The organism is Mesorhizobium sp. WSM4823 (assembly GCF_055811195.1).
The window spans coordinates 589,682-603,371 of the sequence record NZ_JBVVQL010000002.1 but is presented as its reverse complement, the minus strand read 5'-3'; the positions used below and the strand labels follow the sequence as shown (position 1 = coordinate 603,371).

14 protein-coding genes are annotated in these 13,690 nt (G+C 60.6%); 6 read left to right on the top strand and 8 right to left on the bottom strand.

What is annotated here, in order from left to right; genetic code table 11:
* Positions 1 to 6: 6 nt before the first annotated feature.
* Positions 7 to 711: a TIGR02281 family clan AA aspartic protease gene (locus AC0L26_RS07740; protein ID WP_473632008.1), complete on the top strand. Its 705-nt coding sequence runs from the start codon at positions 7 to 9 to the stop codon at positions 709 to 711.
* 4 nt (positions 712 to 715) lie between these two features.
* Here AC0L26_RS07740 and dusA read toward each other — a convergent pair whose 3' ends face one another.
* Positions 716 to 1,714, bottom strand: a complete 999-nt coding sequence (gene dusA / locus AC0L26_RS07735) for a tRNA dihydrouridine(20/20a) synthase DusA (RefSeq protein WP_473632007.1) — start codon at positions 1,712 to 1,714, stop codon at positions 716 to 718.
* Between dusA and AC0L26_RS07730 the strand changes: the two genes are divergently transcribed.
* The 3 genes from AC0L26_RS07730 (at position 1,637) to AC0L26_RS07720 (ending at position 4,008) form a co-directional block, all read left to right on the top strand.
* Positions 1,637 to 2,890 (top strand): tyrosine-type recombinase/integrase, encoded by a 1,254-nt coding sequence (locus tag AC0L26_RS07730; RefSeq protein ID WP_473632006.1) that lies wholly within the window; start codon positions 1,637 to 1,639, stop codon positions 2,888 to 2,890. The two genes, dusA and AC0L26_RS07730, sit on opposite strands and share 78 nt — an antisense overlap.
* A 357-nt stretch (positions 2,891 to 3,247) precedes the next feature.
* A complete protein-coding gene (locus AC0L26_RS07725; protein ID WP_473632005.1) occupies positions 3,248 to 3,385 on the top strand; it encodes a hypothetical protein in 138 nt (45 codons plus the stop codon).
* A gap of 203 nt (positions 3,386 to 3,588) precedes the next feature.
* Positions 3,589 to 4,008 (top strand): SDR family oxidoreductase, encoded by a 420-nt coding sequence (locus AC0L26_RS07720; RefSeq protein ID WP_473632151.1) that lies wholly within the window; start codon positions 3,589 to 3,591, stop codon positions 4,006 to 4,008.
* A gap of 650 nt (positions 4,009 to 4,658) precedes the next feature.
* Here AC0L26_RS07720 and AC0L26_RS07715 read toward each other — a convergent pair.
* The 7 genes from AC0L26_RS07715 to AC0L26_RS07685 form a co-directional block, all read right to left on the bottom strand.
* Positions 4,659 to 5,495: a 3-oxoadipate:acetyl-CoA acetyltransferase gene (locus AC0L26_RS07715; protein ID WP_473632004.1), complete on the bottom strand. Its 837-nt coding sequence runs from the start codon at positions 5,493 to 5,495 to the stop codon at positions 4,659 to 4,661.
* 142 nt (positions 5,496 to 5,637) lie between these two features.
* Entirely contained in the window at positions 5,638 to 6,393 is a 756-nt protein-coding gene (locus tag AC0L26_RS07710; RefSeq protein WP_473632003.1) for a cyclase family protein, read from the bottom strand.
* Positions 6,394 to 6,566: 173 nt separating this feature from the next.
* Positions 6,567 to 7,001 (bottom strand): type II 3-dehydroquinate dehydratase, encoded by a 435-nt coding sequence (locus AC0L26_RS07705; RefSeq protein ID WP_473632002.1) that lies wholly within the window; start codon positions 6,999 to 7,001, stop codon positions 6,567 to 6,569.
* Positions 7,002 to 7,005: 4 nt separating this feature from the next.
* Complete coding sequence (locus AC0L26_RS07700) at positions 7,006 to 8,307, bottom strand: TRAP transporter large permease (protein WP_473632001.1); 1,302 nt, start codon at positions 8,305 to 8,307, stop codon at positions 7,006 to 7,008.
* Entirely contained in the window at positions 8,304 to 8,822 is a 519-nt protein-coding gene (locus AC0L26_RS07695; protein WP_258122900.1) for a TRAP transporter small permease, read from the bottom strand. The genes AC0L26_RS07700 and AC0L26_RS07695 overlap by 4 nt, the downstream gene beginning before the upstream one ends.
* A gap of 79 nt (positions 8,823 to 8,901) precedes the next feature.
* Complete coding sequence (gene dctP / locus AC0L26_RS07690; protein WP_473632000.1) at positions 8,902 to 9,888, bottom strand: TRAP transporter substrate-binding protein DctP; 987 nt, start codon at positions 9,886 to 9,888, stop codon at positions 8,902 to 8,904.
* 48 nt (positions 9,889 to 9,936) lie between these two features.
* Complete coding sequence (locus AC0L26_RS07685; protein WP_473631999.1) at positions 9,937 to 10,845, bottom strand: shikimate dehydrogenase; 909 nt, start codon at positions 10,843 to 10,845, stop codon at positions 9,937 to 9,939.
* Between the two features lie 176 nt (positions 10,846 to 11,021).
* On the opposite strand from AC0L26_RS07685, the gene AC0L26_RS07680 reads away from it, so the two are divergent.
* On the top strand, positions 11,022 to 11,708 hold the full coding sequence (locus AC0L26_RS07680; RefSeq protein WP_473631998.1) for a TetR/AcrR family transcriptional regulator: 687 nt from the start codon (positions 11,022 to 11,024) through the stop codon (positions 11,706 to 11,708).
* Between the two features lie 85 nt (positions 11,709 to 11,793).
* A complete protein-coding gene (locus AC0L26_RS07675; protein WP_473631996.1) occupies positions 11,794 to 13,686 on the top strand; it encodes a bifunctional sugar phosphate isomerase/epimerase/4-hydroxyphenylpyruvate dioxygenase family protein in 1,893 nt (630 codons plus the stop codon).
* Positions 13,687 to 13,690: the final 4 nt, after the last annotated feature.

The following is a 13,690-nucleotide window of genomic DNA, read 5'->3' as shown; positions in this document are numbered from 1 at the left end:
CCCCATATGAACCGGCTTTTCTGGGTTTTGATGATTGTGATCGGGGCAGGCGTGGCCCTGCTCATGCTCAACGATTCCGCCGGCAGCACATTCGGCGTGGAGAATTACGATTTCAGCCGGTTGATCTGGCTTGGCGCATTGGTCGCGCTCATCGGGGCCGGCCTGCTCAGATCCGGCAGGCCCTTGGGCATGATGGCCCGCAATCTCGGCACCTGGGCCGTCATCGTACTCGCATTGATCGCCGGCTATCAGTACCGTTATGAATTGCAGGATGTCGCCAGCCGGGTAACCGCCGGCCTCGTTCCCGGCAGTCCGCTGGCATTGGGCCTGGAAGACGGCCACGCCACGGTGACCCTGGACAAGGCCGGCAATGGCCATTTCGAAGCGCGCATCATGATCAACGGCACGCCGGTCCGGGCCGTGGTCGATACCGGCGCGACCAGCACGGTGCTGACGGCGCAAGATGCGCAAGCGGCAGGGTTCAATCCAGCCATTCTCAATTTCAACATACCGGTTTCTACCGCCAACGGCATGGCGCGCGCTGCCGCTGTGAGAACCGACGAATTGGCGATCGGCGGGATCGTGCGCAAGGACATGCCGGTCATGATTGCTGCGCCCGGCATGCTCGGCCAGAGCCTGCTCGGCATGAATTTCATCAGCTCGCTGTCCGGTTTCGACGTGCGCGGCGACCGCATGATCTTGCGCGATTGAACAGTTAGGCTGCTTCGGCGTCCGTCCTGCTGAAATCGATTGCGGCGAAAGCCGCCATCAGCACATCCGGCCCGGCGCCGGGCCTTGTCGCGTCGGTGGAAAGGATCTGCCGGTAGCGGCGCGCGCCCGGCAGTCCGTGGAACAGCCCGACCATATGACGGGTGACGTGGCCAAGCCGCCCGCCCCGCTCGATATGGCGCGCCGCGTAATCCGCCATGGCATCGATCAGCGCGGCAAAATCGAGCGCGTCGGGTTTGTCGCCGTAAAACGCGGCGTCGACACCCGCCAGAATGCCTGGCGTGTGATAGGCGGCCCGGCCGAGCATGGCGCCGTCGACGTGATCAATGTGGTCAAGCGCCTCATTAAGGGATTGAATGCCGCCGTTGATACCAATGAATTTGTTTGGATTTCTGGCCTTCAGCCGATAGACGCGGTCATAGTCAAGCGGCGGGATGTCGCGGTTTTCTTTCGGACTCAACCCTTCCAGCCACGCCTTGCGGGCATGCACCCACAGCGCGTCGGCGCCAGCCGCGAAAACGCCGTCCGCCAGCGCGTCGAGCGCCGGCTCAGGATCCTGCTCGTCGACGCCGATCCGACATTTGACGGTGACGGGGATACTGACGGAAGCCTTCATCGCCGTGACGCAATCGGCGACAAGGACCGGGGTTTTCATCAGGCAAGCCCCGAACGTACCCGACTGGACGCGATCGGACGGGCAGCCGACATTGAGATTGATCTCGTCATAGCCGAAGGCCTCGCCGATGCGCGCCGCTTCGGCAAGTTTCTGCGGGTCAGAGCCGCCGAGCTGCAACGCGACCGGATGTTCGGTATCGTCGAAGCCGAGCAAACGCTCGCGCGCGCCCTGGATGACCGCGTCAGCCACCACCATCTCGGTGTAGAGCAACGCCCGACGGGTCAATTGGCGATGGAGGAACCGGCAATGCCGGTCAGTCCAATCCATCATGGGCGCCACGGCCACTCTATGATCTTGATTTTTCAGCATTTTTTCTTTAACATCAAATCGTTATTACCTGCCGAGGCACAGGAATTTACGCCAGAATACGACCCTTTTCGCCACGTTTCGATCTCTCAGTGCACACGGAGCGCACACGAAAAAATGGCCACCTACACAAAACTCTCGTCCGGCTCCTGGCGTGTCCAAGTCCGTCGCAAAGGTCGCTACGTCAGCGAGACCTTCCTGCGCCGAGACGACGCACGGCGCTGGGCAGCCGAAACCGAGCGCCAAGTCGATCGCGGTGAGACGCCGACTAAGTCCCGTATAGCGCGCCTGAAAACTTTCGGCGAACTCATCGACCTTCATATCGACGACATGTGCGATGTAGGCAAGTCCCCTCGCCGCTCCAAGGCCGCGGCCCTCGATATGCTCCAAAGACATCTGGGTAAGTGCAACATCGCAGCCCTTGATCGCGAACGGCTCATTCGTTTTGGTCGCGACCGGGCCGCCCAAGGTGCCGGACCGATGACTCTCGGCATCGACATCGGCTTTGTAAAACTCATTCTGGCTCATGCCGCTGCGGTGCACGGCCTGCCCGTCAAGGTCGAACCGGTTGATCTCGCGCGTATCGCCTTAAAGAGGCTTGGCCTCGTCGGGAAAGGTCATCAGCGCGACAGGAGGCCGACCCAGGATGAACTCGACAGGCTCATCGCCCACTTCGATGCAAACCCTCGTCAAACAGCGCCGGTGGGCCAGATAATACGTTTCGCAGTCGCCACCGCGATGCGCCAGGAGGAAATCTGCAAGGCGCGGTGGTCCGACATGGACGCCGGCACGCGGATGCTTCTGATCCGTGACCGGAAAGACCCGCGAAACAAAAACGGGAACAATCAGCGCATTCCGCTATTCGCGGCAACCGGATACGACGCATGGGCCATTGTCGAGGACCAACTGGCCAAGCGAAGCAATGACGATGATCGAATCTTCCCGTACAATCACCGATCAGTCGGCACCGCCTTCCGTCGAGGATGCATTAATCTGGGCATCCACGACCTTCATTTTCATGATTTGCGGCACGAAGGCACGAGCCGCCTTTTCGAGGCCGGATTCACGATTGAACAGGTTGCGCTGGTGACTGGGCACAAGGACTGGAAAATGCTGAAACGGTATACGCACCTTAAGCCCGAGGCGCTCCACGCAGTGCTGGCGAACCGTGCTGCCTAACGCGATGACGCTTCCACGTTCGGATTGCAACAGTAGCCGAAAGTTCGAACCAGACCACGACTCTAGGGTCAGGAGTTCGAATCTCTTGGGGCGCGCGCCATTCGGAACACGCCAATGGCGGCGAAACTCCCCGTTCTTCCGATGCAAGCCGTCGAGCATCCGGCCGGCCGCGCGCCTGACACTCTCGATGTATTGCGATGGCGAGTTAAGTGCACTGTCACCGCAATTCCGCCTCGTTCGGTTCGGCTTCGAGAACGCAAAGCGGCGCGGAATGTTGCAGAGCAAATTTTCGCAGCACCGTCGCCCAATGTGTGTGGTAACACTGCGACGGCGGAACCAGCGGAGTCTGATTTGACCATGCCTTCTTCTACCACCAAGCGTGCGCTGATCACCGGGGCGGGTGCTGCCGACGGCATCGGCTTTGCCATTGCGCGGCCGCTCGGTCTTGCCGGTCATGCCGTTTTCCTGAACGGTGCCAGGCGCGCGTGTACTTGATCGCGCCGCCGAGCTTTGCGCCGAAGGTATCAATGCCAAATCCGCGGTCGCCGATCTCACCATCGCAGCCGAAGTCGCGCGGCTGGGGACTGATGTCGGCGCTGTCGACATCCTGGTTAACGATGCCGGCATGGGCTCGCTGGCATCGCCCTCGGTCGACAAGGCGTTTCTTGCCATGACCGAGGCCGACTGGGGACCAAGGGATCGACGTCAGCCTGAAGACCGCGTTCCTGGTCACCCGCGCGTTTCTGCCGGCGATGGTAGAGGCAGGCTATGGGCGCATCGTCAATGTGGCGTCGGTTACCGGGCCGCTGGTGTCCTTCGAAGGCACCGCCGCCTATTCCGCCGCCAAGGCCGGCATGGTCGGCCTGACGCGCACGCTGGCGCTTGAAGTGGCAAAAAGCGGCATCACGGCCGATGCCGTGGCCCCCGGCTGGATCGAAACGGGCTCGTCGAGCGCAATGGAGCGGCAAGCTGCCCTGCACACGCCACCGGCGCGGGCCGGGCGACCGGACGAGGTTGCCGCAGCGGTGGTGTTCCTGGCATCGGAAGGCGCCAGCTACGTCAACGGCGCCCTGCTAGTGGTCGACGGCGGCAACAGCCTTCAGGAGCGCAAGGGCTGAATCCCAAAACGACCGGTCGTTCACTTTTGACGTCTGCAGCGAAGCGGTGCCGGCTTGATTTTCGAATTCAGCCGGTTTTTCAGCCGGTTGTAGAAGAACGGACATTCCTTCGAACCATATCGCAGCGTGGCGAATGGTGGCCCGCCTGTTTTCCTCTTGGTCAACATACGGCCCCATTGTCGAAGGCTGCCGCACTACGCTCGAAGGTGGCATCATCGAACGCCCACTGTGGTGAAGCGATCTGCCAGATGAGTTTTGCTTATCACCTGCAACAGATGTGACCCGCGTCGTCGAGACGACCAGCCAGTCGAAAGATACCGGAAAACTTTCGCGCTTTCGCACAGCTCGAAGACATGTAGCACGTCCGGCTAACCGCAACGGTAGCACTGTAAGAAAACTTGCATCCGACGGGATCGCTGCGTGCCCCAAAAGCGCACTCGCTAACTGTTGCCATTTTTCATCAAGCTTCAAGATCGACGGCGCGGCGCCGCGGCGACGATAGCCAATATCGCATTCGATTGATCGCCTTCCTTGAGATGGAGGTAGCTAAGCGAACAGAGGCGCTCTTATGTCCCTCATGGCTGCGAGCCGCTGGGCCAGTGATAGCGATCGTGGCATATGGTGCGTCGAATTCGCAGCTTTGGGGGGAATTACGATCCTAACGCCAGACCAAGCGTTTGGCGCGCCTCGTTGACAGTGGCCACACGCCGGCCAAGCTTCTCGACTGAGGCCGCCGCGAGTTCGACGAGCTCTGCGTTGCTGCGCGCCAGGCGTTCCTTGGTGATCCTGATATTATCCTCAAGTCCGGTACGCACTGCGTCTGCTCCGCGTGCCAGCGCCCAATGCATTACGATCATTTGGTTGCGGCCTATTCCAGCCGCTGTCCAGGTAGATTGTGGAAACAGGAGTTTCGCTTCCCTGAGGAGCACGTCGAGCAATCTCTCCTCCGCAGGCAGTGCGTTTTGCACGCCCATGACAAACTGGATGTGCGGGCGCTCACCTATAAGTCCCCCGTCGGCCAGCCGCTTGGCAGTGTGAAGGTGCGAGAGGTCGAAGATCTCGATCTCCGGCTGCACGCCATTTGCCTTCATCGCGGTTGCGAGATCACCGATCAGGCCGGGAGGGTTCTCGTAGACCATGGATGGGAAGTTGACCGAACCGGTCGAGAGCGAGGCCATGTCCGGCTTCAGATAAAGTGCCGAGCCCCGCGCGGCAGGATCACGACCGCGCCCGCCGGTCGAGAACTGGACGATTATGCCTGGGCAGTGCCTACGCACCCCCGCCTGAACGGCAGCGAAGCGCGTTGGTTCAGACGATGAACTCTGATCGTCATTGCGCACGTGTATGTGCACCAGTGACGCACCTGCTTCAAAGGCTTCCTGGGTCGACTCGATCTGTTCGACCACGCTGATTGGCACCGCAGGATTGTCTTCCTTGCGCGGCAGCGAGCCGGTGATCGCAACGGCGATAATACAGGGTTCAGACATGGCGATACACTATCGGTCGATCTGGGCCATCCGCCCACGGCTCTGTTTGGTCCACATCCACACCTGGAATCACAAATCGCCTCACCGCAAAACTCCCGAGCCCACAGAACGTCTTTTTACCGCAAGTCGTAACCGGGTGGATCTAGAGAAGCGCGATCACCCGAGTCGGCCCGCCCGTCGCGCCCCTCACCTTCGGAATCCCGAGGAAGAGACGCGCCCCGACTTCAGGAATCGCGTCTAGATTTGCAAGGCACTCGACGCCCCAGCGACCGCTTCCAAGCCATTCGTAGTGGACCGGAAACGCCCCGCCCGAGTTAAGCCCCGTGTCGAGGGAGAGGGTGTCGACCCCAATGCCCTTAACATTCCGCTCGCCTATCAGGAATTGCGCAGTCTCGACGTGAAAGCCGGGGGTATGATTTCTCTTCTCGCCGTCATTGCCGGTGAACTTTGGATCGTCCAGAAGCTTGTGCCATCCGGAATTCATCACCACACAGCATCCCTCCGGAAGAGGCCCGTTCTTTGCCTCCCACGCTTTGATATCGTCGGGGGTGAGAGATGTGTCCGCATTCTCGGCCGCCCGCGAAGCAATATTGATGACTGCGACAGGCACGATCAGGTCGGAGATGGGAATCAGATCGGCCGTCAAACCATCGGCCGAAAAATGGATGGGCGCGTCCATATGGGTGCCACTGTGTTCGACGATCGTCCAGCGGTTCAGGTTCACCTTGTCCTTTGCGAAGGTGACCAAATGTTCGACGGTGAACCATTTCTCGCCGCTAAAGGTCGGAAACCCTTCATAGAGCGCGTGCGAAAGGTCGACCGTCTCGGTGAAGCTCGTTGGAGCGGCTTGGGCTCGTGGCGTACCAGGAAACGCCGCGGCGGCGGCGCCGAGGCCCAAAGTGAAGCCGGTTTTGAGAAGACCTCTACGTGTGGCTTTCTCACAGATTGAATGCAGGCATCCCGGAGGGCACATGTTTTTTCCTTCCCATTGGCGATCTTAACGAGACGATTGTCGTACTATCCAGTTAGTATATTCCCGCTGCGGATTTCACGCCTTGCCTGTGGCCTTACCTAACCTTCCATCAGTTGCTTCAGCGAATTGACCGCGGTGGCGTATCCTCGCGGCCCCAAACCGGCGATGACCGCCGTCGCCACCGTCGAGACGAGCGATTTGTGATAGATTTCCTCGCGTCGGTGGATGTTGGAAATGTGGAGCTCAACGATCGGTCCAGGAAACATCTTGAGTGCGTCGAGGATGGCAATCGAGGTGAACGAGAAGCCCGCCGGGTTGATGATGATGCCGGCGCCCTCGTCGATCGCCTCGTGGATCCAGCCGACGATCTCGCCCTCGAAATTCGACTGGTGAAAGCGGACTGGAAGCCCGTCTGCGGCCTTCCGGCACATCGTCTCGATCTCGGCAAGCGTCGTCGTCCCGTAGATTTCCGGCTCGCGGCTGCCTAGGCGATTGAGGTTTGGGCCGTTGAGAACGAAGATCGGCTTGGTCATGGTCCTATCCTTGATAGCCCAGCAGGCGCGGCAGCCACAGCACCAGCGATGGGAAGAAGGTGATCAGCATCAGGGCGGCAATCATGGCGTAGAGAAACGGCATTACGTCGTGCACCAGTTCGCGCAGCGGCACCTCTGCGATGCGGGTCATGATGAACAGCAGCAAGCCGTAGGGCGGGGTGACGAGCCCGAGCATGATGTTTACGACGACCATCACGCCGAAATGCACCATGTCTACGCCGAGCGCTTTCGCCGTCGGAATCAGCACCGGCACGATTACCAGCAGAATAGTCGTGCCCTCCAGCACGCAGCCCAGGATCAGCAGCAGGATGTTGACGAGGATCAGGAAACCCATCGGCGAAAGATCCCAGGACTGCAGGATCACCGACAGGGACTGCGGAATGTTCTCAACCGTGACAACGTAGTTGAACACCAGGGCGCCGGCGATGAGCATGCCGATGGAGGCCGTGGTGCGAGCGCTGTTGAGAAGTGCATGGTAGATCTGGCCCAGCGTCACGCTGCGATAGATCGCGACCGAGATGAGCAGCGCGTAGCCGGCGGCGACCGCCGCGGCCTCGGTCGGGGTCATCACGCCACCCCTTATGCCGACCAGAAGAACGACCGGCAGCATCAGCGCCGGAAACGCTCGCAAGGTGATCCCCGGAAACTCCCTGAGCGGCACCGGCTTCTCGACCGGGAAGTTCTTCCGGCGCGCGTCGATGGCGACGATGATCATCTGCGACAGGGCGAGAAGAAGGCCCGGCACGATACCCGCAATGAAGAGGTAGCCGATGGATGCATCCGAGATCAGCGCAAAGATGACCAGCGGAATTGACGGAGGAATGATGGGGCCAATGACGGAGGTGACGGCTGTCAGCGCAGCGGCATAGCTCGCCGGATACTTGCCATCCTTGGTCATGAGCTGCTGCATCATCTTGCCGGTGCCCGCGGCGTCGGCGATGGCCGAGCCGGACATGCCGGCGAAGATGATCGACTGCAGCACGTTGACCTGCGCCAGGCCGCCGCGGAAACGGCCGACGACAGCGTTGCAGAATTGCAGCAGCCGGTCGGTCATTGTTCCGGCGTTCATCAACTCCGCGGCGAGAATGAACATCGGCACGGCAAGCAGAATGTAGCTCGTGTAGAGCCCGTTGAGGAGCTGCTCGGCGGACGTGCCCATGTCGAGCCCTGCAAGCCAGAGATAGAGGATCGACCCGGCGATCATCGAGTGACCGATCGGCAGGCCAAGCAAGGCCAGCGCTGTGATCGCAACGACTGACAGCGAAAAGGGACTCGCGAGGCTCATACGCCGGAGCTCGCTTTCGTGGGGTCAAATTCCGCCGGTGCTTCGCCGCGCAGAGCACGCCACGCGAGCCACAGGTAGCGGGCGATCACGGCGACCACGAAGACGAGGTAGATCGAGAACAGCCAGTCGAAGCGTATCTTGAGGTAGGCGGTGCTCTCGACCTTCATGAAGGTCACATAGTCGAAGACGGCCGGAAAGGACCAGCCATAGAGCGCGACGAGAGCGATCGCGAAGGCGAGCGTCATCGCTCGCCTTATGTCCGGACCGACTGCGGCGTAGAGGAGATCAAAACGGATTTCCTCTTCTTCACGAACGACGAACGCTGCGCCGAACAGCACAACCCAAATCCAGAGTACGACGGTGAGCTCGTTGCTCCAGCCCGTCGGCCAGTTGAGAAGATAGCGAAAAGCAACCTGGAGCAGAAACGCGGCGAACATGGCGCCGATTGCGATGGCGATGGCGTTCTCGGCGCGCCGGTATAGCCAGCCGCCGACCTTTCTCAATCCCGGGTTCATCATGCCTCCCTGGCGTCGTCTGGCTAAACGCGTTCGGGCCAGCCGGTCACAAGCGGACCGGCCGGCGAGTTTTGTCGCGTCAAAGCGCGTTGATCTTGTCGACCATCCCGGCCGGCCATTCCTTGGCCAGGTCGGAGGCAAGATATTGCTCCTGCACATGCTTGCGGAATGCAGCGACGTCGGGCTCGTAGATCTTCAGGCCCTTGCCCTTGAATGTTTCAACGAGTTCCTTCTCGCGCGTCAGGTGTTTTTCTGTCGAGAAGTCGATCGCCTTGTCAGCCGCGGCCTGGACCTTTGCCTGCTTCTCGGCCCCCATCTCGTCCCACAATTTTTTCGAGATGCTGAGAAGGTCGAAACCGACAAGGTGCGAGGTGAGTACGATCTGCGACATGACTTCGTAGAACTTCATGTTCTCCACGTTGGGCAGAGGGTTGTCCTGCCCATCGATCGCTCCTGTCTGCAGGCCGGTATAAACCTCGGCGTAGGCCATTGGCGTAGGATTCGCGCCGAGCGCCTGGCCGAGGAATTGCCAGGCGTCGCCACCCGGCATACGCAGCTTGATGCCGGCCAAGTCGGCGGGAGTCTTGATTTCCTTATCGGGCTTCAGGCCGACCTGACGCAGGCCGAAATAAGTGGGGCCGAGCACCCTCACGCCTAGCTGGTCCTCGGTCATCTTCTTCAGCTCCGCACCGGCGTCGCCGGCAAAGAATGCCTTCAGGTGCGCGGCGTCACGGAACAGGTAGCCGGCGGTGACGATAGACCAGGCCGGAATCTGCTTGGAGATGTCCTGCGGGGCGATGTTGCCCATTTCGAGGTTGCCACGCTGGATGGCGACAAGTTCGGTGCCCTGCTTGAACAGGTTGCCGCCGTAATAACCCTCGAAAGCAAAGTCGTCCTTGATGGCGTCGGCGAACATTTTCATCATCTCGGCCCGGATATCTTGTTCCGAGAACACAGCCGAGAAACGTAGCTTCGGTTTGTCCTGCGCGAGCGCGGGAATGGCGGTCCCGGCGGCGAGTGCGCCGGCGGCGACCATAAACATACGTCGGTTCATTTCAGTTTTCATGTCGACTTCCTCCCAGTGGTCTTCATACGATTGTAGGTGTCATTGCCTTCATGCAGCGGCCTCGAAGTGATCTGCCATGGCGCGGCGGTCGGCCTTGCGCCCGGTGAAGAGTTCGAACGCGCGGACGGCCTGGTAGATCGCCATGCCGATGCCCGGCAACGTTCTGCAGCCGATCGCACGAGCAGCGCGCAACAGCTCTGTTTCGGTCGGGAAATAGATTATGTCGGCGACCCATTGTTCGGCTGTCAGAAGAGCCGTGTCGAACGGTGTTCCGGGGTATTTCGCCATGCCCACCGGGGTCGTGTTGACGATGCCGTTTGCCATGCGCACGGCTGCGGCCGGATCCGGCCACGCTTCGACACGGCCGCCGAACAAGGCGCCCATGCGCGACGCCAGGTCCGAGGCGCGATCAGGTTGGCTGTCGACGACGAACAGCCGGCCAACGCCCATTTCCATCAGCGCGTTTGCGACTGCGGCGCCCGCTCCGCCGGCGCCGAACATCGCGACACTGCCCATCGATGCGCCTGTCATCGCTTCGCGAAAACTCTCCGCGAAACCCCAGCCGTCGGTGTTGTGGCCTTCCTTTCGTCCGCCGGCGAACACGACCGTATTCACCGCGCCTATTGCGCGCGCTTCCGGCGACAACGCATCCAGGACGGGAATGACAACCTGTTTAAAAGGATGAGTGACGTTGAGGCCCTGAAAGCCCGCAATTTGCGCCGCCGCGATCAAGTCGCCGATCGCCGTGTCCGGAAATCCGAGCCTGTCGAAATCGAGCAAAAGGTACGAATAGCCGATGCCAAGGCGCTGGGCTTCACGCTCGTGCATGCCGGGAGTGCGCGAGGACTGAATGCCGCGTCCGACAAGGCCAATCACGACCTTTTCGCTGTCGCCGCCGGCGGCACCCTTGTGTTCGTCCGCAAGACGGCAAAGGAAGTCGACAAGGCTGTCGCCCATCTCCCGAGATTCCTCCCTGTGCGGGCCGCCTCCTGGCCCACGTGCGGCAATTCTTGGATCGCCCTTGTGTTCACGACAGACGCGCCGGTAAATAAGTCCGTCGCGATTTGCGAATGATGTACTAACTGGTTAGTTTAGTCAATTGCCGGCTGACGCCGGGCGGGAACTCAAACTGCATGGCCGTTATCAAGAAAGAACGAAAGCCGAAGCCGGAAACGAGCACGGCGCGTATTCAGGACCCTGAGGGCACGCGACGCAACATCCTGGAGATCGCTTCCAAGGAGTTTGCCCTGAACGGCTTATCGGGCGCGCGCATAGACGAGATTGCGGCGCGCACACGCTTCAGCAAGCGCATGATCTACTACTACTTCGGCGATAAAGAGGGCCTCTACCTGCGCGCGCTCGAGAACGCGTATCGCCAGGTGCGCGAGGGCGAGGCCCAACTTGATATTGAAGGTTTGCCCCCCGTGGCGGCACTGACACGCCTAGTGGAGTTCACGTTCGACCACCATCACCGACACGAGGAATTCATCCGCATGGTGATGATCGAGAATATCCATCACGGCCAGTATCTCGAACAATCGGATGCGATCCGCGAACTGAACGTGACTGCGATCGACCATATCTCTCGCATCTATTCACGCGGTGTCGAAGAGGGGGTCTTCCGGCCGGGACTCGACGCGGTCGAACTCCATTGGCAGGTAAGCGCGCTGTGCTTCTTCAACGTTTCCAATCGCGCCACCTTTTCGATGATCTTCGGACGCGACTTCGGCGCGCCGGCACAACTCGAGCGGCTGAAGCGCAACAGTGTGGAGATGCTGTTGCGCTTCGTCGCGAAGGACGAAGCTCCCGCAGAACGCTGAGCGCGCCGAAACTTGCGGTGCTGCCAGCGTTGCCTTAACTTATGTACGAACTGGTTCGTTCATAACAACCAGGGAGGAGGCGCGTTTGAAGACTTCGATCGCGACGGTGTCGATCGCCGGTGACCTGGCGGAGAAATTCGCCGCAATTTCCGCCGCGGGCTTCGACGGTGTTGAAATCTTCGAGAACGATTTCCTCGCCTTTGATGGCTCACCGCGCGACGTCGGCCGAATGGCTGGTGACACAGGTCTGACCATAACGCTCTTCCAGCCGTTCAGGGATTTCGAGGGGTTACCGGAGCCCCAGCGCAACCGCGCCTTTGATCGTGCCGAGCGCAAGTTCGACGTCATGCAGGAACTCGGCACCGACCTGATGCTGGTATGCTCGTCGGTGTCGCCGGTCTCGCTTGGCGGTGTCGACCGGGCGGCCATGGACTTTCACGAGCTTGGCGAGCGCGCCGCCAAGCGCGGCCTGCGCGTGGGCTACGAGGCACTGGCCTGGGGGCGTCACGTCAACGATCATCGCGACGCGTGGGAAATCGTGCGCAGGACCGAGCACCCGAACATCGGGCTGGTTCTCGATTCTTTCCACACGCTAGCCCGCAGGATTGAACTCGGCTCCATCCGTTCGATACCCGCGGACAAGATCTTCATTGTCCAACTCGCCGACGCGCCGCTGATCGAAATGGACTTGCTCTATTGGAGCCGGCACTTTCGCAACATGCCAGGCGAAGGCGATCTGCCGGTGCGACAGTTCATGCAGGCGGTCGCGGCAACCGGTTATGATGGCTATCTCTCGCTCGAGATTTTCAACGACCAGTTCCGTGGCGGGTCGGCCAAGGCGATTTCCGTCGACGGACGGCGTTCGCTCGTGTGGTTGATGGATCAGGTGCGGCGTGAAGAACCGGCACTTGACATGGCTATCCCGCCCATGCCCGACCGCATCGGGGTCGGAGGGGTCGAGTTCATCGAGTTCGCGGCCGATCGCCAGGACGCCGGACAGCTTGGATCGCTGCTGCGCATGCTCGGCTTTGTCGAGGCCGGTCGGCACGTCTCGAAGGACGTCACGCTCTACCGCCAGGGCGAGATCAATATTGTCATCAATACCGAGCGGCAGGGCTTCGCCCATTCTTCCTTTGTTGTTCATGGCACGTCGGCATATGCGATGGGCCTGAATGTCGAGGACGCCACCGCGACCGTAGCGCGCGCCACGGCGCTTGGGGCTGAGATTTTCGATCAGCGCGTCGGGCCCGGCGAGTTGTCGATCCCGGCGATCCGCGGCGTCGGTGGCGGGCTGATCTACTTCCTCGACGCCAAGACCGACCTGGCGAAGGTCTGGGACATAGAGTTCACACCGGTTAGGCCGAAAACTTCCGGCAACGGCGTCGGCCTCACCCGCATCGATCATGTCGGGCAGACCATGGCACAGGAGGAGATGCCGAGCTGGCTGCTGTTCTATGTCTCGATCTTCCGGACGACCAAAACCCCCATGGTCGACATCGTCGATCCGGCCGGCCTCGTGCGCAGTCAGGTGATCGAAGGTCTGGACAAGCGCTTCCGCCTCACGCTGAACGGCGCCGAGAGTCACCGCACGCTGGCTGGTCATTTCATTGCCGAAACTTTTGGTTCCGGCGTCCAGCATCTGGCGCTCGCGACGGATGACATCTTTGCGACGGCGGCGAGGCTACAGGCCAACGGCTTCGAACCGCTTCAGATATCGATGAACTACTACGACGACGTAGAAGCGCGCTTCGGTTTGGATCCGGAGGTCGCCGATCGATTGCGCTCAGCCAACATCCTTTATGATCGCGACGACAACGGCGAATTTTTCCAGCTCTATGCGCCGACATTCGGAGAGGGGTTCATTATCGAGTTCGTTGAACGGCGCGGCGCTTATGCAGGCTATGGTGCGCCGAACGCACCATTCCGCATCGCCGCGCAAAAACGGCTGATGCGGCCCAAAGGAATGCCAAAGATATGACCGG